This window comes from Corallococcus silvisoli, from assembly GCF_009909145.1.
Lineage (GTDB): Bacteria > Myxococcota > Myxococcia > Myxococcales > Myxococcaceae > Corallococcus > Corallococcus silvisoli.
In genome coordinates this window covers 149713-170370 of sequence record NZ_JAAAPJ010000019.1, presented here as the reverse complement: position 1 = coordinate 170370, position 20658 = coordinate 149713, and the positions used below count along the sequence as shown (strand labels likewise).

The window sequence follows — 20658 nt, the reverse complement described above, 5'->3', positions numbered from 1 at the left end:
GCGTGCTTGCCCGTTCCGGCCGTGCCTCGTAGAAACGGCGCCCTATGACCGAGATCGCTCAAGTCGTGGCGCGTGAAGTGCTTGATTCCCGTGGCAACCCCACCGTGGAGGCCGAAGTGCTGCTCGTGGGCGGCGCGCGTGGCCGTGCGACGGTGCCCTCCGGCGCCTCCACCGGCGAGCACGAGGCGCACGAGCTGCGCGACGGCGACAAGCACCGCTACCTGGGCAAGGGCGTGCTGAAGGCCGTGGACCACGTGCGCGACACGATTGGTCCCTCCATCATCGGCATGGACTCCGTGGACCAGGTGGCCGTGGACCAGCGCATGATCGAGCTGGATGGCACGTCCACCAAGGCCAAGCTGGGCGCCAACGCCATCCTCGCCGTCTCCATGGCCACCGCGCGCGCCGCGGCGGACGCGCACAGCCTGCCGCTGTACCGCTACGTGGGCGGCCTCCAGGCGCGCACGCTGCCCGTGCCGCTGATGAACATCCTCAACGGCGGCGCGCACGCGGACACGCGCGTGGACGTGCAGGAGTTCATGGTGGTGCCCGCCGGCGCCAAGACGTTCGCGGAGGGCCTGCGCTGGGGCGCGGAGGTGTTCCACGCGCTCAAGAAGATCCTCAAGGGCCGCAAGCTGGCCACGGGCGTGGGCGACGAGGGCGGCTATGCCCCGGACCTGCCGGCCAACGAGGAGGCGCTCAAGCTCATCATGGAGGCCATCGACGCGGCGGGCTTCAAGGCGGGCGAGCAGCTGTTCCTGGCGCTGGACGTGGCCGCGAGCGAGTTCTTCGACAAGGGCTCCAAGAAGTACAAGCTCAAGGGCGAGGGCAAGGAGTACGACTCGCAGGGGCTGCTGGAGTACTACCGGGCCCTCGCGCAGAAGTACCCCATCATCTCCATCGAGGACGGCATGGCGGAGGATGACTGGGAGGGCTGGAAGAAGCTCACCGACGCGCTGGGGGACAAGCTGCAGCTGGTGGGCGACGACCTCTTCGTCACCAACGTGGAGCGGCTGTCCAAGGGCATCCAGACCGGCACGGCGAACTCCATCCTGGTGAAGGTGAACCAGATTGGCACGCTGACGGAGACGTTCGACGCCGTGCGCATGGCGCACAAGGCGGGCATGACGTCCATCATGAGCCACCGCTCCGGCGAGTCCGAGGACACCACCATCGCGGACCTCGCGGTGGCGCTGGACTGCGGGCAGATCAAGACGGGCTCCGCGTCGCGGTCCGACCGCGTGGCCAAGTACAACCAGCTCCTGCGCATCGAGGAGGAGCTGGGCGCCGGCGCCCGGTACGCGGGCCGGTCCGCCTTCCGCTCGCTCGCGAAGAAGCAGTGACTGTGAGTACGTCTCGCCCCCGCATCCTCGTCTCCAACGACGACGGCTACTTCTCCGAAGGGCTCCAGACGCTCGTCGAGGCGGTGAGTCCCCTGGGCGAGGTGTGGGTGGTGGCGCCCGACCGGGAACAGAGCGCCGCCTCCCACGCCATCAGCCTGCACCGGCCGCTGCGCATCAAGGAGGTGCGCGAGCGGTGGTTCGCCGTGGACGGCACCCCCACGGATTGCTCGTATCTGGCGGTGAACCACTTGCTGAAGGACAATCGTCCCCAGCTCATGGTCTCCGGCATCAATCACGGCGCGAACCTGGCGGACGACGTCACCTACTCCGGGACGGTGGCGGCGGCCATGGAGGCGGCCTTCCTGGGCATCCCCGCCATCGCGTTCAGCCTGGTGTCGCGAGGGCCCTTCGACTTCGCGCCCGCGGGCCGCTTCGCGCGCGCGCTGGTGACGGAGGCGCTGTCGCGGCCCCTGCCGCCCCGGATGCTCCTCAACGTGAACATCCCGGGGGGCGTGGAGCCGGACGGCTACGCCATCACCCGGCAGGGTCGGCACTCCTACGGCTACAACGTCGTGGAGAAGGAGGACCCGCGCGGCCGCAAGTACTACTGGATTGGCGGCACGGAGTACGCCCACGAGAACATCCCGGGCAGTGACTGCAACGCCGTGTTCGATGAGAAGCGCGTGTCGGTGACGCCGCTGCACTTCGAGATGACCGACCACGGCCGCATCCCCGAGCTGTCGGGGTGGAACCTGCCAGGCTTCACGCGGCACGGTCCGGGCGGCGGTGCCTGAGGTTGGGGCCGGGCGGCTCCAGCCGAGCGGGGAGGGCGCTCTGGGTGTTGTTCGCGGCCGTGCTGTTCAGCGGCTGCGTGGGCACCCAGGCCGCTTCCTCCTCGCACCTGGGGACCGCGGGCGAGCTGCCCGAGTCCCCGGGTTCGGGCAAGCCGCTGGCGTTCGCGCTCCGGTCCACGCATGACGAGCCAGAACTGGTGGCGGTGCGCCACCGCGTGGCCGCGGGCGAGACGATGTACCGCATCGCCAAGACGTACGGCATCACGGTGGAGGAGCTCGCCCAGGCCAATGGCATCAAGGATCCGCGCGAGCTGTCGGTGGGCCGTGAGCTGACGATTCCCGGGAGCGAACCGCCGACCTACGGAGACCCGGGGCCGCTGTCGGACGAGGAGCCGGAGCTGGTGCTGTCGAAGCCGGGGCAGGCGCCGGTGTCCACGCCGCGTCGCTCCGTGCCGGCGGTGTCGCGCCGCGAGGACCCTCCGCGAGCGCGGGTGGTGTCAGGGCGTCCGGGAGCGCCGTCGCGTCCGAAGCTCGCGACGCAGGGGTTGCTCGACTGGCCGCTGCGCGGCGTGCTGTATGGCCGCTTCGGCAAGAAGGGCCGCGAGCCGCACGACGGCATCGACCTGGCGGCGCCCGCGGGCACGCCCATCAAGACGGCGCAGGAGGGCACGGTCCTCTACGCGGGCGAGCAGAAGGGCTACGGCCTCATCGTCATCGTGGAGCACGCCCCGCCGCTCATCACCCTGTACGCGCACAACCGCGACCTGCGCGTGCGCACGGGGCAGAAGGTCCGCCGCGATCAGGTCATCGCCACGGTGGGTGAGTCCGGCCGCACGTCGGGCCCGCACGTGCACTTCGAGGTGCGCGTGGATGGCAAGCCGGTGGATCCGCTGGAGTACCTGGGCGTGATGCCGCCCGCGAATCCCTAGGACGCGTCCGGCGTCGCGCGGGGCGGGTAGCCTCCCGCGTGGCGCGCGCGCTCACGGACCAGGGCGAGGATGTTCTCGCAGGTGGGCATGGGCCTGCCGACGAGCTGCCCCAGCTCCACGACGGCGCCCAGCAGCGCGTCGATCTCCATCGGGCGGCCGCGCTCCAGGTCCTGGAGCATGGACGTCTTGTGCGCGCCGACCTGGGACGCGCCCTGGATGCGCTCGTCCACGCCGATGAGGAAGCGGGTGCCGAGGTCTTCCGCCACGGCCTGGGCCTCCACCATCATCGCGCGGGCCACGGCGCGCAGGTCCGGCTGGCGCGAGAGCACGTCGAGCGTCGCACCGGTGAGCACCGACAGCGGGTTGAAGGCGAGGTTGCCCCAGAGCTTCACCCAGATCTCATCGCGGATCCGCGGGCGCACCGGTGACTTGAGCCCGGCCTGGATCATGATCCGCGAGAGGGCCTGCACGCGCGGGCTCTTGCTGCCGTCGGGTTCGCCCAGCGTCACGCGGTCGTTGTACGTGTGGACGATGACGCCCGGGGCGACGACCTCTGCGGCCGGGTACACCACGGTGGCGATGACGCGCTCCGGGGGGAGGGTGCGCAGCAGCACGCCCCCGGGGTCCACGCTTTCGAGGTGGCGGCCCGCGTAGGGGCCTTCGAGTCCGTGGAAGTACCAGTAGGGCACGCCGTTGATGCCGGTGACGAGCGCCGTCTCCGGGCCCAGCAGCCGGGCGACCTGTGGCGCGGCGGCGGGCAGGGCGTGGGCCTTCATCGTGAGGAACACGTAGTCCTGGGGCCCCGCCTCGTCGGGCGAGTCGGTGCAGGGGGGATGCACGGTGACGGTCTCGCCGCCGCTCGTGAGCGTGACGCCGTTGGCGCGCATCGCGTCCAGGTGGGCGCCTCGCGCGATGAAGGTGACGTCCGCGCCAGCCTGGAGCAGCTTGACGCCGAGGAACCCGCCGATGGCGCCCGCGCCGAAGATGGCGATCCTCATGACGTGAGCCCCAGCCGCTCCGCGAGCCCGATGCGCTGCACCTTGCCAGTGGGCCCCTTGGGCAGCTCCGTGAGGAGGACGACGCGTCGGGGCACCTTGAAGTCGGCCACGCGCGCCGCCACGAAGTCACGCAGCTCGCGCTCGGTGGCGGCCTGGCCTTCGCGCAGCACCACGGCGGCGGCCACGTCCTCACCGAGCTTCGGGTGGGGCAGGGCGAACGTCACGGCCTGCAGCACGGCGGGATGATCCAGCAACACGGTGTCCACCTCCAGCGGGCTCACCTTCTCCCCGCCGCGGTTGATGAGCTCCTTGAGCCGGCCGGTGAGCCGCAGATAGCCCTGTGCGTCGAGCGTGCCCTGGTCGCCCGTGCGGAACCACCCGTGGGTGAAGGCGCGCGCGTTGGCTTCGGGGTTGTTCACATAGCCAGACATGACGTTGGGGCCCCGGATGACCACCTCTCCGAGCTCCCCCGAGGGAAGCAGCGCGCCCGCGGCGCCATCCATGATGGCGATCTCGGGCCCGGCGGCGAGCCCCACCGAGCCCGCGTACCGGGGGATCGGAGGAAGCGGGTTGGAGGCCATCTGGTGCGCGGCCTCGGTCATGCCGTAGCTCTCGATGACGGGCACGCCGAAGACGCGCTCCAGCTCTTCCATCACCTGGGGTGGGAGCGACGCGGAGGAGGAGCGGATGAAGCGCAGGCGGTGTCCATCGAGGCTCCGCGTGTTGCGGCGGGCGCGCTCCACCAGGGCTTGATGCATGGTGGGAACGGCCGTGTACCAGGTGGGGCGGACCTCCTCGAACCAGGCGAAGAAGCGCAGGGCGTTGAAGCCCGGCGTGCACACCACGCGGCCTCCAGCGCCCAGGCTGGACAGCACCGCCGCCACGAGGCCGTGGATGTGGAACAGCGGCATGATGTTGAGGCACGCGTCACCCGCGCCCAGGCCCAGCCGTGTCCCGATGTTCCTCGCGGAGGCGCTGAGATTGGCGTGGGTCAGCGGCACGAGCTTCGGTCGCGCCGTGGTGCCCGACGTGTGCAGCACCAGCGCGACATCCTCCTCGCGGGGCGCTCCGGGGCGCCGCGCTGTCCCTGCCAGGGGCGGCTCCGAGCGGAGGCTGAAGTGCCCGGCCGGTCCTCCGGAGGTCGGCGTCAGTTCGATGAGCGGGAGGCTCCGGGCACGAGCGACCTCGCGTGCAGGGCCTTCCGCACCCTCCAGCACGACGAGGGCACGGGCCTGGAGGTCGTCCAGATAGAAGGCGAGCTCGTCCGCGCGGTAGGCGGGGTTGAGCGGAGCCGTCGTCGCGGCGCTGGCCACGGCGAGGAAGGCGGAGGCCATCTCCGGCCCGTTGGGCAGCACCAGCGCGATGCGATCTCCCTGCCCCAGGCCCCACGCATTGAGCTGTTCACGGACCCGCGAGGTGAGCTCCCTCAGCGCGCCGTAGGTCAGCCCCGGACGTCCTGGAGCGCCCAGGGCGTCATCCTCCGCGCGTCCCTGCGCGAGCAGCGCTTCGAGGGTGTTCGTCCGTTCCATGGCCACGCTCCCGTTCCGGTGCCCTTCCCGGATACGGTCCTCGGCGCGTTCGTGCAATGGCTTCGTCGGGGGGCGGCGGCCGGCCATCCGCCATGAAGCACCGGGTTCCCTGGCCGCACGGCGCGCGGCGTGCGGACGAGCTGCTATATCGCTCGCTGGGAGGCTTCACCATGTCGCGGAAAGTGGCGCTCATCACTGGCGCGTCAGTGGGACTCGGGGAGCAGTTCGCGGAGCTCTTCGCGAAGGACGGCCACGACGTCATCCTCGTGGCGCGGGGCGTGGCGAAGCTGGAGGCGCTGGCTCGGAAGCTGGAGCAGGCGCATGGCGTGAAGGCGCACGTGCTGCCAGCGGACCTGGGTCAGCCGTCCGCGCCCGAGCAGCTCTTCGCGCGGGTCCAGGAGCTGGGGCTCGCGGTGGACTTCCTGGTCAACAACGCGGGCTTTGGTTCGTCCGGGGCGTTCCTCGACCAGGACCTGGCGCGCGAGGCGGAGATGGTGGAGGTCAACTGCACGGCGCTCCTGAAGTTGACGCACCTGTTCGCCCGGCCCATGCGCGAGCGCAAGCAGGGGCGCATCCTCAACATCGCGTCCACGGCGGGTTTCCAGCCAGGGCCGTACATGGCCACGTACTACGCGACGAAGGCGTTCGTGCTGTCGCTCACGGAGGCGCTCGCGTTCGAGCTGGAGGGCACGGGCGTGACGGTGACCTGTCACTGCCCGGGGGCCACGCGGACGGAGTTCACGGCGCGCGCGGGCAACGCGGAGTCGCGTCTGTTCAAGCGGTCGGGAGTGGCGGAGGCGCCCGAGGTGGCCGCGCATGCCTATGGGGCGATGATGAAGGGGCGGGTCCTCGCCGTGCACGGCGTCCTCAACTGGCTGGCCGCGTTCTCGCTGCGGTTCAGTCCCCGTGCCGCGGTGCGTTTCGTCGCGGCGAAGCTCAACCAGCAGGCCTGAGCGGGCAGGGGAGCGGGCGCGCAAGGCGGAAGTGTCGGGCCGCGCGGCACGGAGGCGCTGGGCGCGGGCCTGGAGGAGGGTAGAGTGTCGCGCGTGTCACGCACCCCCTGGTTCCTCGTTCCGTGCCTCATGTCGCTGGCGGTGCCTGCCCTCGCGCAGGAGGGGATGGCCTTGCCCCCCGCTTCAGCGCAGGCTGGGACGCAGGCCCTGCCCGGCGAGTCTTCATCCGGAGCGGGGGCGGGCGCTCCGGGGGCGATGGTCCCGGACGTGGAGGTGACGCAGGCCCCGGCGACCGTGGCCGTGCTTCCGTTCGAAGCCAACGCGGCGGGGAAGGAAGCCGCGCCGGGCATCACGTCCCTCATCGCGAGCCGGATCGCGGAGTCGCCTCGGCTGCGAGTGCTGTCCCAGCGCGACCTCCAGACGCGGCTCAGCGCCGAGCGCCAGCGGCAGCTCCTGGGCGACACCACGTGCGAGAAGGGCCACTGCCTCCAGGAGTTGTCCACGCTGACGGGGGCCCGCTTCATCCTCACCGGCCGGCTGGACCGCTTCGGGGACCAGTACCTCCTCACCGCGAGCCTGGTGGACACGCAGGAGGGACGCAGCCTCGCTCGACCTCGTGCGGAGGCCTCCGATGACGGAGAGTTGCTTCGCACGGCCGTCGCTGTGTCCGATGACCTGAGCGCCGCGCTGGAGTCTCCCGGCGCGACCGTGACGGCCCGGCCGCTGTTGGGCGGGGCGGTCGCGTCGTCGCCGGGGGGCGGGCTGACGCTGGGGTTGCGCTTCAACAACAGCTTCATCGACAAGCTGTCGTCGTTGAATCCGGGGCTGGACCTGGAGCTGGGGTATTGGTTCCACCCGGAATGGCAGGGCTTCCTCCAGGTGGGCTTCACGCTGGTCCGGGCCAGCGGCGAGAGCGGCGATGGCAAGCTCAACGTGCTTCCGAGCATCCTGGGGGCACGGCACTACCACCGTCTGGACACGTCATTGCGCCCCTACTGGGGTTTTGGTCTGGGCGTGCAGTTGTCGTTCGGCGACTACGGCATCTTCCAGAACACGGGCCCGCTGCCGTCCGTCGTGGGTTTCGTCGGATTGGAGTACCTGCTGGTGGGCCGCGTGGGCTTCCAGTTGGAGCTGGGGACGAACATCGCGCAGGCGGTGCTGGGACTCGCCGACGACGGCGCGGGCGATGGTCTCAATCTGGATGTCAACGCTGGCATCGCGTACCACTTCTGAAGTCCAACGGAGCTTCCATGTACTCGCGCCTGCGCGCCCTGCCGCTCCTCGCATTGCTGGCCTCCGGGGCCTGCACCGACACGCCGAAGCTCGACCCGAAGGACCAGGCGGAGGGGCTCTACCTGCGAGGCAACTCCGAATACCTCCAGGGCAGCTTCGACGCCGCGCTCAAGTCCTTCGACGAGATGAAGGCCCTGTCGCCCGGCGACCCACGCCTGCCCGCCGCGAGGGGCGAGGTGCTGCTGTCGATGAGCCGACTGGAGGAGTCCGCGAAGGAGTTCGAGGCGGCGCTGCGGCTGGATCCCAAGCGCTCCACGAACTGGAGCCGGCTGGGCTTCATCCAGGCGCAGCTGGGCAAGAAGGACGAGGCCCGGCAGTCGCTCCAGAAGGCGCTGGCGCTGCATCCGCGCGACTTCAACGCGCTGGAGCAGCTGGGCGAACTGGCCGAGGACCGGGGCGACCACGACGAGGCGGTGCGTCAGTTCACGCAGGCCGCCGAAGCCGCGCCGGACGCGTCGAAGGCGGACCTGCTGGTGCGAGCCGTGGACGTGCTGACGAAGCAGGGGCGGCAGGACGAGGTGCTCGGGCTGCTGCGCAAGGCGACGGGGCAGGGCGTCCGGACTCCGGACGTGCTGAGCGCGCTGGGGGACGCGGAGGTGCGTGCGGGCCAGCTGACGGAAGCGGCCGCGGCGTACGAGGAGGCCGCGAAGAAGTCGCCGAAGGACCCCACGCTGTGGGAGCTGGTGGCGGAGATCCAGCTCAAGCTCGGCAAGCGCGAGGAGGCGCTGAAGGCCTACGGTGAATCGCTGAAGGTGAAGGACCGGGCCATCGTCCACGTGGAGCTGGCGAGGGCGCACCTCGCCGCGAACGACCGGGCGGCGGCGGAAGGCGAGCTGCAGAAGGCGTTGGACACGGTGTCGGGGTCGGACGTGCGGGAGATGCAGGAGCTGGCGGAGCTGCTGACGGCGTTGGGGCGCAAGCAGGACGCCCTGCGCATCCTCACGAGCCTGGGCGCGGAGCCGGGGCACGCGAAGAACGTGGACCTGCAGCTCGCCACCGCGAGGCTCGCGCGGGAGTTGAAGGACACCGCCACCGTGCAGGCGGCGTGCGCCCGGGTTGCCTCCGCGGCGGATGGCGGCGTGGCGAAGTGTCCTTGAGCGATGTTGTGTTGCTGGGTCGCACTCTAAGAGCCTATTTCGGTAGGAGCGAGTGGAACCAGGTGATGATGCCCAGCGCGAAGTGCAGCATCGCGACATAGGTGTCCTCTCGCTTCTCCCAGCGCACCAGCAAACGTCGGAAGCGGTTGAGCCAGGAGTGGGTTCGCTCGACGACCCATCGCGGCGAAGGGCGTCGACGCCGCACGCGCTTGGAACCGAGCTGGGAGCGTCGTCTCGGTGCCTGGAGCGTGAAGCCATACTCCTGAGCCAGCTCGCGTACGGGCCTGAAGGCATAGCCCAGGTCGACGCATAGCGTCTGACGACGGCTCCGACTCGGGAGGGGCCTTCGGACTGGAATCGATTCAAGCGTGGAGCGCGCCAGCTTGAAGTCGTTCGTGTTGGCTCCAGCGACCACGAGGCCGAGGGGGACCCCCTGTGTCAGGGAAGTTGTCGCCTCGGCTGAGCGGCCGGGATGACCACGCCCTGGGGGCGAGAGCAGGCAGGACGCAGTGCCGTACACGGATGCATTCAAATCCCAGATGGTGAAGCGGATGGTGGGCCCGGGCGCGGTAAGTGCCGCGGCGCTGGCCCGCCAGGTGGGCGTCTCGCAGCCGACGTTGTCGCAGTGGTTGCGCGAGGCGAATAAGTTGGCGGCAATGACGCCCCCGTCCGAGGAGAAGAAGCCTGCCGGTCCGAAGAAGTGGACGCCCGAGGAGAAACTGCGCGTGCTGGCGGAAGCGCACGGACTGGAGGGCGAGACGCTGGGAGCGCTTCTGCGCCGGGAAGGGCTGCATGAAGAGCAGTTGGGGGAGTGGCGGGCCGCAGCCGCTGGAGCCCTTTCCCAAGGCGCGCAGACGGCTGCCGCCGGGGCCCTGACGGCCAGCCAGCGTCGGCGGCTGGCCTCGTCGGAGAAACGGGTGAAGGAGCTGGAGCGGGAGCTGCGCCGCAAGGAGAAGGCGCTGGCGGAGACGGCGGCGCTGCTGGTGCTCGAAAAAAAACTTCAGGCGATGGGCTGGGACGAGAAGGACGTGGACGACGAGGACGACGAGGACGACGCAGCGGACGAGAAGCGCGGGAAATGACGCTCGCGCACGTGGAAGCGGCCCTCCTGCAAGGCGTGCGGCTGGAGGCCGTCTGCGAGCGGCTCGGGGTGGCTCCGCGCACGATTCAACGCTGGAGGAAGCCGGAAACGGCCCGGGACGGGCGGTGCGGACCGCGCACCCGACCCGCCAACCGACTATCCGAAGGCGAGAAGCGCCGCATGCTGGCGGTGGCCAACAGCGAGGAATTCCGCGACGTCTCGCCCAAGCAACTGGTGCCCAGACTCGCCGACCGGGGCGAGTACCTGGCCAGCGAGGCGAGCTTCTACCGGGTGCTGCGCGAGGCGGGACAGCTGGCGCACCGTGGCCCCGCGAAGCCACCCACGCCGCGCCCCAAGGCCGAGCATACGGCCAGCGCCCCCTGCCAGGTGTGGAGTTGGGACATCACCTACTTGAAGGGGCCGGTGAAGGGCACCTTCCTCTATCTCTACCTCGTGGTGGACGTCTTCAGCCGCCGCATCATGGGCTGGCGTGTCCACGAGGAGGAGTCGTCCGCGCATGCCGCGGCCCTCATTCGCGACAGCTGGCGCGAGGCGGGCTGCCCCGAGGGCCTGGTACTGCATTCGGACAACGGCGGCCCCATGAAGGGCGCCACGATGCTGGCCACGCTGCAATGGCTGGGCGTGGCGCCTTCCTTCAGCCGGCCCCGCGTCTCGGACGACAACGCTTTCTCCGAAGCCCTTTCCCGTACGCTGAAGTACCGCCCCTGCTTCCCCCAACGAGCCTTCACGTCGACGCAGGCTGCGCACACATGGGTGGTGCGTTTCGTCGCCTGGTACAACACCGAGCACCAGCACTCCGCCATCCGCTTCGTCACGCCGGACGCCAGACACTTCGGCCTCGACGCCGCGCTGCTCGCCCAGCGCCACCAGGTGTACCAGCGCGCCCGCGCCCGTCACCCCGAGCGCTGGAGCCGCGACACGCGCGACTGGACTCCAGCAGGCCCCGTGCGCCTCAACCCCTCATCGGGAGTGCAGGAGCTGAAGCACATCGGCTGAACCCTCTCACGCGACAACTACCTTGACGCTCACCGCGACTGGACTCCAGCAGGCCCCGTGCGCCTCAACCCCTCATCGGGAGTGCAGGAGCTGAAGCACATCGGCTGAACCCTCTCACGCGACAACTACCTTGACGCTCACCGCGACTGGACTCCAGCAGGCCCCGTGCGCCTCAACCCCTCATCGGGAGTGCAGGAGCTGAAGCACATCGGCTGAACCCTCTCACGCGACAACTACCTTGACGCTCACCGGGGACGCCGCGCGAGTCCGTTAGCAGACTGCGCTTGGTGCCCCGCTTCGCTCTGTTGGTGGGATTGGGGCCGGTTTTTTCCCCCACCCAGCGGCGCTTTGCCCTGGGTGCCGTCCAGCGCCAATCAATCTTCGCCAAGCCATCATAGGCCAGCAGCCCCTGACGCCAGAACTCACGGAAGACGCCCGGGGACAACCACTCCCGGAAGCGTCGGTAGGCAGAGGACGGATGGCACAGGGCCGTGGCTTTCAACGCGCCCCACTGCATCCCCGTGCGCAGCACCAAGAGGATTCCATCCAAGGCCTGTCGGTCAGGCACTCGCGGGTTATGGCACCCCAGCGGGTGCTCCGGACGTGCCGGCAGCAGCGGCTCAATACGGCGCCACAGCTCGTCCGGCACCCGCCAGCCGTCGTCCTGCTTCACTACCCCATGGCCGCGTCCTCCTACCGCTTCAACACGACTGGAGGCCGACCTTCTTCCCTACCGAAATAGGTTCTAAGTTGAAGGGACCGCCGTGATGTAGTTGCTCACGACAAGTTGTTTGCGGGGGCACTGGATATTTTGAATTGCGTGCTGCTAAGAGACCGCACCGTGCTCGGACATGAATCCCTGACTCGGTTTATCGCAACCCTTGCTCACTCCTGGCGTTGGCGGTTCCTGACGCTGTCATGCTTCATCATTGCCGGATTTTGGATAGGCACTGGACAGACCGAGGCCCGTCCCTCCGGTCATGAGGCACCCGAGACGGAGTCCATCGCCGTCGTTGATGGTGAGGAGATTTCTCGCGAGCGCTTCAACGAGCGCTGGCGCCCCCTGACCCAGCTCCTTCGAATGAAGGACGGCCATGTCACGGAGTCCATGGCGGAGGCCCAGAAGGCCCACTTGGCGGAGCAGCTTATTGACGAGGTCCTCATCGAGCACGCCGCCGAGCAGGAACAACTCCTGATCACCGAAGCGGAACTGGACGCGGCCATGGAGTCGCGCCGCAAGCAGTTGCCTGTGGCCGACTTGAAGCCTGTCCTGCATCCCGCCCCGGAGGAGTTCCGTCGCAAGGTGCGCCTTGAGCTGCTGGCGGACAAACTCGTGGAGCGACGGGTTGCCCGAACGTTTCCAGAAGATGCCCTCCACATCTTCCATGAACGTAACCCGGAGCGCTTCCAGGTTCCGAGCTACGTCGAGGTCGAGGACCTGCTCGTGGCTGTCTCTCCGGAAGTGGAGGGCGCGGAGTTGCTTGCCCGTCAGCAGGAGTCGGAGGCGCTGAGGGAACAGGCTTTGACCGGCGCTCCCGGTAGTCTCTCGGTCGTGGGTCGTTCATCCACTCTGACGGAGACCCCGCTGCCCGGCGGGGCTCGCGTCAGGCTCACGCCCGCGAGTGTCCCTACGGCTGTCTGGGACCGGCTGAGCGACCTCTCTGCGTCGGAGGTCTCTCCGGTGCTCCGCACGGAGCAGGGTTTTCACATCTACCGGCTGGTGGAGCGAGGGCCGCTGCTGTCGCCGCCGTTCTCCGTGGTGCGTGAGCGGGTGCAGCGGGTGATGCGTGCCCAGTTGCTTGAGCTGCGCCGCGCTGGATTGATGCAGGAACTGCGGTCGACGGCTCTCATCGAAAACAGCCTGACGAAGCGTCAGTTGCTGCGGGTGGGCCCTCAGTCCAACGCATGCCTTGACGCGCCTGCCTTGTCCCTGCCCCAGCCGGCCCCGGCTGGGAAGCACGAGTGACGCCCCTCTTCCCGTCGCTGACGGCCACCTTCGGAATCCGACCGTGAATCCCGCCGCCCTGCTCGTCGTGTATCTTCTCGCGACCGCTCCCACACCCCAGTCCACGCAGGGGAGCTATCTCTCGCGACTCCTCCCCTTGGATATTCCCGCGGGCGACGTGCCCATGCAATCCCAGGCACTACAAAGTGTTCTTGGTGCGAACATTCTCGCCCGGCGTCCTGCCTACGATGCCTTGTATGTTCCGGGGCGTTTCCCCGCTCAGGCCTATTGTTCTCGCACCCGGTTCACGCCGGGCGCGAGTGTGCCTATTTCTAGCTATAGCAATGACCCCAGGACTCCAACGACGGAGTCGAACTTCTTCTATTTGGGAAGCGGTTGTTCGTTTTATGACGCAAATGGCGATGGCACCGTCGATTACAATGTCATCATTCATCCGCGCTCACTGAGGGACATCGGGCAGCATGAGTTCTCGTGCTGGATTGATACCGTGCCGCACGCTGGCTGGTGCTGGAACGTCATCAACCGGCCCCCCTGCAATTACGTCTGTGAGGCGAGCGTCGCGGTTCGTCAATCATTCACCGTTATCTATAATGTTTTGAACTACCCGCCGTCCGCCAATCCAACCTTCACGCCTACCAGCCCGAATTGGGCCTCGCGGGTCCAGTTCAACGCGAACTCGAACGATCTCGACGGCGGCGACGTGGTGCACCGCTGGTCGGTCACCTCTAAGCCGGTTGCGTCCACGGCCTCACTCACCAACGCGGGGACCGCTACTCCGTCGATTGCGTTCGGCAATGAGAAGGACATCGGTACCTGGGTCTTCCGGCTGGAGGTGGATGACGACGAAGGAGAGACACGGAGTTACTCCGTCCAGTTCACCGTACCCAATGTTCCTCCGATTTTTGAGATCTCCGGCGCCTCTCAGGTGGTGGTTCAGAAGAACATCCAGTTGGGTGTCACTTCCACCACGGACGTCGATGGCGGCGACCTGACCTTTAGTTGGGACATCCTACAGGCGCCTGCGGGTGCAACGCCTGGGGTTGTCAACGGATACTCCACCCAGCCGAGCATCAGCATCCCGACTACTGGAAAGGAAGTCGGGACTTGGCGCTTTCGCGTGACAGGGCGCGACAACGAGGGCGCCTCGGTGTCCAAGGAGATCACCGTTACGGTGGTCAACATCAAGCCGCGCATCCAGTTGTCTGGCGCCACGCATGTGGACGAGGGCAATCCCATCCACTTGGAGACGAGCATCCTGGATGATGAGGATGGTGGCTCGCTCACGTTCAAGTGGGAAGTGGTCCAGGCGCCCCAGTCCGCAGGGGTGCTGGTGCCTTCGGTCCTCGCCACGTCCGCGGGTGTGACGTTGCCCGCAGCCACCTCGACGAGCTTCGCGCTGGCTGGCACTGGCGCGCAGGCAGTCCCTGGGACGTGGATCTTCCGCCTGACGGCGACGGACGATGAGAACGAGTCGGTGACCCAGGAGGCCACCGTCTTGCTGGATGGCTTGCCCAAGATCATCTTCCGGAACCCGCCCGTACGGCACATCATCGGCTCAGGACCGCTGGTCCTGGATGTCAGCCTCTCCGAGGATCCGGACTCGCCATGCCCTACCGACGCGGGGCGCTGCCATCTGACCGACGGTCGCTTCGTCACCGTGTCCCCTGGCATGACCGGGATCTACGAGTGGTACGCCAGCCAGGATCTGACCCAGCATCCGCTGGAGCGTATCGAAACCCTGTTCCCGGGGTATGGTACCAGCGGTCCAGTGCTCAACCTTGGCTCCGAAACCCTTCCCGCCGGCGAGTGGACGTTCGAAGCGCGTGGAATGGATGGTGAAGGCAACCCAGGCACCAAGCGCATCGTTGTCAGCGTGATGCCTCCCGATACCGCGCCCGAGGCCCGCGCGGTTGGACCCGCAATTCGCCCCACGGTTCTGCTGTCGGGGCTCAGCCTGACCAATATCGTGGTGGATGGCTCACTGAGTATCGACGTCGACAACACCTTTGACGGGACGATGCCGGCTCCAGGTCTGGGGATCACCCACTACCAGTGGACCGCTGTGCCGCCGACTCCCGGTTGTCCCGTCCCCATGCTCCCGAGTGGGCCCCAGGCGACAAGCATCCTGCTGTTCCCGGCCGGTGCGATGGTACCCCCCGCGTGCCAGGGGCGCTGGCAGGTGACGCTCACGGTTAAGGACGACGACAGTGCTGGGCAACAGTCGTCGAACACGGCCTTGGTCTCCATTGGGAACTGCGCGTCGCTGGCCTGTCTCGATGCGCCTGTTCCGGGCAGCGAGCGCATCCTCCACGAGGACGATACGGCGGGCGTCCTCATCGCGACGCACCTGGACTCCGCTTTCTACGATGAGCTGGCGTTCGCCACCGGGGCGGCCATTGTCATGGATGTCGTCTACGCTGGGACGACGAATGTTGCCTTCGAGGCCGTGACGCCAGTGCTGAACCAGGCCAGCCGAGGCCTGCCGCTCTTCCTGTTCTGGAATGGCAGGAACAGCGCGGGCGCGCTGCTGCCGGGCACGTTCGACATCATCCTGTCCGTCCAGACAGGAGTAGGTCTGCAGATCGCCGTGGCCTCCGGTCCGCGGGTCATCGTGGTGGAGGATGTGAAGACGCAGGTGGCCGCGTCCAGTGACAGATACGTCCAGCGTGAGAAGCTGACGTCGTCCACGGGGACCGCATCCTTCCAGGTTTCCGCGTCCGGCATCGTTGGGGCGCTCGCGCTCGACTCCTTCACGTGGCGCATCAAGAACGCGTCAGGCACCACTGTGGCCACGGGCCCTCTGCCGGGGGGCACCGGTGGCACGCAGACCGTGAGCTGGGACGGGCGGGGGGCCGGGGGGGTGGTGCCTCCGCCGGGTGACTATACTTTCGAGGCGGAGGCCGCGCGCAATGGCGTCTCCCTTGGGAAGAGCGAGCCTCATCCCTTCACGCTCTTTAGCCTGACGCTGGATCCGGTTGTGATTGCTCCCGCGAATCCCGGGGAGGCGCCGGACTGGATCCACCTGGAGCGCAATGACGCGGCGATCGCCGTCACGAGCGCCAACTTCGCGCAGCGGCGCCTGCGTATGAGTCCAATGCTGCTCAAGATCGAGCCCACGCTGCAGGGCGGAACGGTGACGCTTGAACAGGAGAGTGGCCAGGCCTTGAGTGTGGAGTTTTTCGAAGAGGGCGGTGGGTACAAGCCCGTGGGCACGCTGCCCGGGCAGTGGTCGGAGGTGCCCTCGTCGGGCCTCCGCCTCCTGGCTTACGGCAAGGGATTGACCGGTGATGCGACCTTCAAGATGACCTATCGGGTGAACGGGACGATCGTGGCCGAGGAGCGCGTGCGGTACCGGCTCGCGCCCCCAGCTGCGAGCGTGGGCATCGAAAACACGGCGCACACACCCCATTTCCGGGAGGTGCGGACCGTCAATGCAGGCAGTCCCATTCGCGCAGCGCTCGACCGGACCCGGCAGCGTGAGCGCACGGGCCGCCGCGCGGACGTCTACCTCGTGGCGCACCGGGATGCGGTCGCGTGGGCGGCCAACCCCAGCCTCACCAATGTGTCGGGCAACGCGAAGCGGCTCGATGTCGGTGCCGCGAACGCGGACCCCGTCATCCTTTCGCTCTGGGCGGCGGCGATCGAGGGCGCCTACGACGTGGTCTATGACTTCGGCAACTTCGCGGACGCACCCGGTGACTTCGTGGGGGATGGCAGGTTGGATCCGGGAGACCTGTTGGTAAGCCCCGCCGGGGCGCCCGCGGTCGAAGTGGAAGGCTCCTATGTGGCCCCGGGCCCGCTCGCCTTCCGGACCTTTGACTATGGCGGAAAATACGCTGGGGCGCCGTACACGGCCCGGCTGCCAGGGAGGTGGGATGGAGTGGTTCCCGCCGGCTTCTCCGTTCCCCTCCGTGGCCGGGCGGTCTACCCCGTGGACATGTCCGTCAAGCGGCCCCTGGTGGTGATCGCGCATGGCAATCACATGCCCCGCCTCATCTACGTCCCGACTTCCTCAAGCCCGAGCCGCATCGAGGTGACGGTCGACTCAGACCTGACGTCGGATGAGAACTTCCGCGGCTACACCTATCTCCAGGAGCACCTGGCGTCGCAGGGCTTCATCACCATCAGCGTGGACCTGGACGCGCTGTATGGCGATCCACACGTCGGTTATCCCGCCCTGCCAAACGGCTCGGGCATCCAGGCTCGTGCGTGGATCCTCCTGAAGAACATCGAGTTGTTGCTCGCCAACCCGGCCGTCGTTCCTGACATCGCTGGGAAGGTCGAAGCGTCCCGTATCTACCTCGCGGGCCATTCGCGAGGAGGAGAGGCCGTGATCGTGGCCCAGCACCAACTCAAGAACCTGGCGTCCTCCACGCCGATCCCCGGTTCTGTTCCTCCAGGAGGGACTCTGGTGGGGCTGCAAGCGAGCAACATCCGTGGCATCATCAGCTTGTCACCGGTGAGCTCGGCGGTGGAGCGCCTCAACATCCTGTCGCCCACGGTGCCGTACTTGTTGATCTATGGCTCCGCGGATGGAGATGTGAACGGTGCAAGCTCATTCGTGCGCCCGTTCATCCACTACGATCGCGCGCAGGCGGACCGCTATGCGCTTCGCATCGAGGGGGCCAACCACAACTTCTTCAACACCAGCTGGGCCTACAGCGATGCCAGCCAGCAGCCGGTTCCCATGGCGGTACGTCCGGCCGGCGGTCTGGAGTACACGCTGATGTCCTTGACGACTCCCGTGGGCGCGACCGCCACGCTGCTCCCCGGTGGAGCGCAGCGGCAGGTGGCCACGGCCTACATCTCGGCATTCCTGAAGATGGTCGACAAGGATTCGCGTGCCGCGGGCGAGTACTTCCTGCAGCAGCCGGCGACGCTGGCCCCGCTGGGAACGCCCGCTGGAGTCTCCATGTACTCTCAGGCCCAGTTGACGACCCGGCGCAGGACGCCCCTGGATGACTTCGAGACCACTCCGTCCCTCAACCTCTCCAGTCAGGGGCAGCCGGTGGCGTTCACCGTGGGCGACGTCACCGAGGAACTCCTTCTGGACTCGAACCTTGCCCTCGAAACCGAGCCCACCAACCGCTTCTTCCAGCAAACCCGCGGCGTGCTCTTCTCGTGGACCACGGCGATGGCCTACGAGCAGACCGTGCCTCCCTCGGGGCGGGATCTGCGCCTGGCGCGCAGTCTCAATTTCCGGGTAGCGCAGGCCCCGTTCCACGCTTTGACTTCCACGGGGGGGCCTTTGAGCTTCCAGGTGGAGTTGGAGGATGGGGCGGGCCACCGCGAAGTCATGTCCCTGAAGGGCTTCGACCAAATCGCGCCCGTCTATCCGGCTGGCGTTTGGTGGGGACAGCACTTCAAGCCGGGGGGGGGGATCGATCCCTCGGTGCCGTACGTGAATACGACGTCCGCTGCCTTCAAGACGTTCCGGTTGCCGGTCGCGGGGTTCGCTGGCACGGCCGCGGACGTCGACCTTGGGAACATCACGAAGGTCCGTATCCGTCTGGCGGACAGTGGTGAAACCGCCCAGGGCCGTGTGGCCCTGGATGACCTGGAGATTGAGTTCTGATGAACCGCATGTGGCTGCTGCTCCTCGTGGGGCTGACCGTCTCTTGTTCCGACCGGGCACCCGCTGCCCGTGCACCGGAAGCGCCTGTCCGGGTCCGTTCCCAGAACTCCGGGCTCGGCACGGTGACCTCTGTCGAAGCCGTGCACATCGCCGAAGGCTTCACCGTCTGGCGCAACGGGCAGGAGGCCATCGCGCAGGACGGCCTGTTGATCCGTGTCGATGTCGCGAACCAGGGCCTGTTCTTTCCCCGGGCCCTCACGCCGCCGCTGTTCGTCCTGGGAGACAGTGTGGGGCTGATGCTGCTCACGCCCTTCGAGACGGGGAAGGCCGTGCTTCTGATGGACGCACCGCCCCCGGACGTGGACGTCGCGTTGTGGATGACGGAGCTCGGCGTGGATGCGCGGAGTCTGGGGGGGGCCAGCCTGCGTGTCCAACAGAAGAGTGCGCTGTCGCTTGGTGCCAGCTCTGGCGTCAACATCCATACTCCGCCCGCGAATGCGCCGAGGACGCCTTACCCCACGTATCAGGCGCTGATGGACACGCTCATCTCCCTCCGGGTGGCATCCGGTATCTGCGACGACGTTGGCAAACAATGCGGTGTGGTTCCGGAGACGACGATTGGCCGCATTGACTGCGGCGAATGTCCTGCCGGCCAGCTCTGCAAGACGGACAACATGTGCTGCACGCCCAGCACGTGCGCGACGCAGGGGCGCATCTGTGGCCCGGCATCCGACGGCTGCGGCAACACGATTCAGTGTGGCGTCTGTGGCCAGGGACAGGTTTGCCTGAGTGCAGGGAACTGCTGCACTCCTAAGACGTGCACGCAGCTGGGCCGGACGTGTGGCCCTGCCGCCGACGGCTGCGGCGGGACTGTCGACTGCGGCGTCTGTGGCCAGGGGCAGGTCTGCCTGGGCGGTGGCAGCTGCTGCACGCCGAAGACATGCGCGCAGCTGGGCAAGAATTGCGGCTATGTTTCCGACGGCTGTGGGGGCGTCATTGACTGCGGGACCTGCACGAGCCCGGAGTCGTGCGGTGGCGCGGGCACTCAGAACGTCTGCGGCATCTGTGCTCCGAGGACCGAGAGTCAGGTCTGCGCGGGTCGGCAGTGCGGCACCTTCTCAGACGGATGCTCTACCAACTACTCGTGCGGCACCTGTCCGGTAGGTACGGCCTGTGCCTTGCGGACCGGGGAGTGCGGCCAGAAGGACGGCTGCGGTCCCAATACGGTCTATGTCTGCAATTCCGCTGGCTGCCGCTGCGAGGACAACGGCACGCCGATGTAGCAGTACCGGCGGGGAAGGGCGTGCCGCGCTGGCGCGCCCTTCCTGCCACGGCGGCTTACGTCCGGCCGCCCTGCAGCTTCCGGTACACGCCCACGACCTGCCCCAAAATCATCGTGGAGCGGAAGTCCGTGCGGTTCACGTAGATGGGCTGCATGGTCGCGTTCGCCGGCTGGAAGCGGATGCGGTCGACCTCCGGGTAGTAGCGCTTCACCGTGGCCTCGTCCTCGATGAGCGCCACCACGATCTCCCCCGGCTGCGCCGACGGCGTCTTCTTCACGAAGAGGTAGTCCCCGTCATGGATGCCGTCGTCGATCATCGACTGGCCCTTGACCCGGAGCGCGAACACCTCCCGGCCGTTCACCCCACCCAGGAGGAAGCTGTCGATCTTGACCGAGTCCTCCATGTGCTCCTGCGCCAGCGCCGGCGCACCCGCCGCCACCTTGCCCAGCAGGGGGATCTCGATCATCCCGGACTCGCGGCTCTTCATCCCCAGGCCCAGGAGCAGCCTCGCCCGCTTGGTGGGCACCAGCGAGCGGCTCTGCTGCTCGCCTCGCGTCAGGTAGCCCTTGCGCTCCAGGGCCTTCAGGTGGTCGTTCACCCCGTTGGTCGAGCGGATGTCCATGTGCTCCCCAATCTCCCGGATGGTCGGGGGGAAGCCTCGGACCTCCGACTCCTTCACGATGAAGGTCAGGATCTCCCGCTGGCGCTCCGTGAGCTCTTCCATGGCCGCTCTCCTTCGCCCGCCTGCCCGCCCGCTCCGGCGGTGATGGGCAACAGAATTTCAGTACCCCATGCTCCCT

13 protein-coding genes and 2 pseudogenes are annotated in these 20658 nt (G+C 67.8%); 10 read left to right on the top strand and 5 right to left on the bottom strand.

All coding sequences use genetic code 11. The features are described from left to right. Nucleotides 1–44 precede the first annotated feature (44 nt). From eno to GTY96_RS31365, 3 genes are read left to right on the top strand one after another with little or no spacing between them, the layout of a single operon-like run. The gene (gene eno / locus GTY96_RS31375) at nucleotides 45–1343 is read left to right on the top strand and encodes a phosphopyruvate hydratase (protein ID WP_143904858.1); all 1299 of its coding nucleotides are present in this window, start codon (nucleotides 45–47) and stop codon (nucleotides 1341–1343) included. 2 nt (nucleotides 1344–1345) lie between these two features. Next, nucleotides 1346–2137 carry a 5'/3'-nucleotidase SurE gene (gene surE, locus GTY96_RS31370; protein WP_143904859.1) on the top strand — a complete coding sequence of 264 codons (792 nt, stop codon included), beginning with the start codon at nucleotides 1346–1348 and terminating at the stop codon, nucleotides 2135–2137. A gap of 44 nt (nucleotides 2138–2181) precedes the next feature. Then, complete coding sequence (locus GTY96_RS31365; RefSeq protein WP_328701071.1) at nucleotides 2182–3066, top strand: M23 family metallopeptidase; 885 nt, start codon at nucleotides 2182–2184, stop codon at nucleotides 3064–3066. Here the strand turns inward: GTY96_RS31365 and GTY96_RS31360 are convergent. Continuing rightward, the gene (locus GTY96_RS31360) at nucleotides 3063–4064 is read right to left on the bottom strand and encodes a 2-dehydropantoate 2-reductase (RefSeq protein WP_143904860.1); all 1002 of its coding nucleotides are present in this window, start codon (nucleotides 4062–4064) and stop codon (nucleotides 3063–3065) included. The genes GTY96_RS31365 and GTY96_RS31360 overlap by 4 nt on opposite strands. Then, nucleotides 4061–5593: an acyl--CoA ligase gene (locus tag GTY96_RS31355; protein ID WP_161666639.1), complete on the bottom strand. Its 1533-nt coding sequence runs from the start codon at nucleotides 5591–5593 to the stop codon at nucleotides 4061–4063. The genes GTY96_RS31360 and GTY96_RS31355 overlap by 4 nt, the downstream gene beginning before the upstream one ends. Nucleotides 5594–5763: 170 nt before the next feature. On the opposite strand from GTY96_RS31355, the gene GTY96_RS31350 reads away from it, so the two are divergent. The 3 genes from GTY96_RS31350 (at nucleotide 5764) to GTY96_RS31340 (ending at nucleotide 8936) form a co-directional block, all read left to right on the top strand. Next, nucleotides 5764–6546 (top strand): SDR family NAD(P)-dependent oxidoreductase, encoded by a 783-nt coding sequence (locus GTY96_RS31350; protein ID WP_161666638.1) that lies wholly within the window; start codon nucleotides 5764–5766, stop codon nucleotides 6544–6546. Between the two features lie 165 nt (nucleotides 6547–6711). Further along, nucleotides 6712–7779, top strand: coding sequence for a hypothetical protein (locus GTY96_RS31345; protein WP_407926991.1), 1068 nt, complete (start codon nucleotides 6712–6714; stop codon nucleotides 7777–7779). Nucleotides 7780–7796: 17 nt separating this feature from the next. Then, nucleotides 7797–8936, top strand: a complete 1140-nt coding sequence (locus GTY96_RS31340; RefSeq protein WP_161666637.1) for a tetratricopeptide repeat protein — start codon at nucleotides 7797–7799, stop codon at nucleotides 8934–8936. A gap of 34 nt (nucleotides 8937–8970) precedes the next feature. On the opposite strand, the gene GTY96_RS31335 is transcribed toward GTY96_RS31340, so the two are convergent. Continuing rightward, complete coding sequence (locus tag GTY96_RS31335; protein ID WP_161666636.1) at nucleotides 8971–9456, bottom strand: IS5 family transposase; 486 nt, start codon at nucleotides 9454–9456, stop codon at nucleotides 8971–8973. Between GTY96_RS31335 and GTY96_RS31330 the strand changes: the two are divergent. After that, nucleotides 9446–11034, top strand: a pseudogene (locus GTY96_RS31330) (IS3 family transposase). The gene GTY96_RS31335 and the pseudogene GTY96_RS31330 overlap by 11 nt on opposite strands. Before the next feature lie 250 nt (nucleotides 11035–11284). Here the strand turns inward: GTY96_RS31330 and GTY96_RS31325 are convergent. Beyond that, nucleotides 11285–11683 (bottom strand): annotated as a pseudogene (locus tag GTY96_RS31325) (transposase); the annotation flags it as partial. Between the two features lie 192 nt (nucleotides 11684–11875). Between GTY96_RS31325 and GTY96_RS31320 the strand changes: the two are divergent. Genes GTY96_RS31320 through GTY96_RS31310 form a run of 3 tightly spaced genes read left to right on the top strand, consistent with a single transcriptional unit; the run spans nucleotide 11876 to nucleotide 19858 of the window. Continuing rightward, entirely contained in the window at nucleotides 11876–13000 is a 1125-nt protein-coding gene (locus GTY96_RS31320) for a peptidylprolyl isomerase (protein ID WP_161666634.1), read from the top strand. 43 nt (nucleotides 13001–13043) lie between these two features. Continuing rightward, nucleotides 13044–18575, top strand: a complete 5532-nt coding sequence (locus tag GTY96_RS38635; protein WP_161666633.1) for a FlgD immunoglobulin-like domain containing protein — start codon at nucleotides 13044–13046, stop codon at nucleotides 18573–18575. Beyond that, nucleotides 18575–19858 (top strand): hypothetical protein, encoded by a 1284-nt coding sequence (locus GTY96_RS31310; RefSeq protein WP_161666632.1) that lies wholly within the window; start codon nucleotides 18575–18577, stop codon nucleotides 19856–19858. Before GTY96_RS38635 ends, GTY96_RS31310 begins: the two co-directional genes overlap by 1 nt. Nucleotides 19859–19913: 55 nt before the next feature. On the opposite strand, the gene lexA is transcribed toward GTY96_RS31310, so the two are convergent. Then, on the bottom strand, nucleotides 19914–20582 hold the full coding sequence (gene lexA, locus GTY96_RS31305; RefSeq protein WP_143904864.1) for a transcriptional repressor LexA: 669 nt from the start codon (nucleotides 20580–20582) through the stop codon (nucleotides 19914–19916). Nucleotides 20583–20658 lie beyond the last annotated feature (76 nt).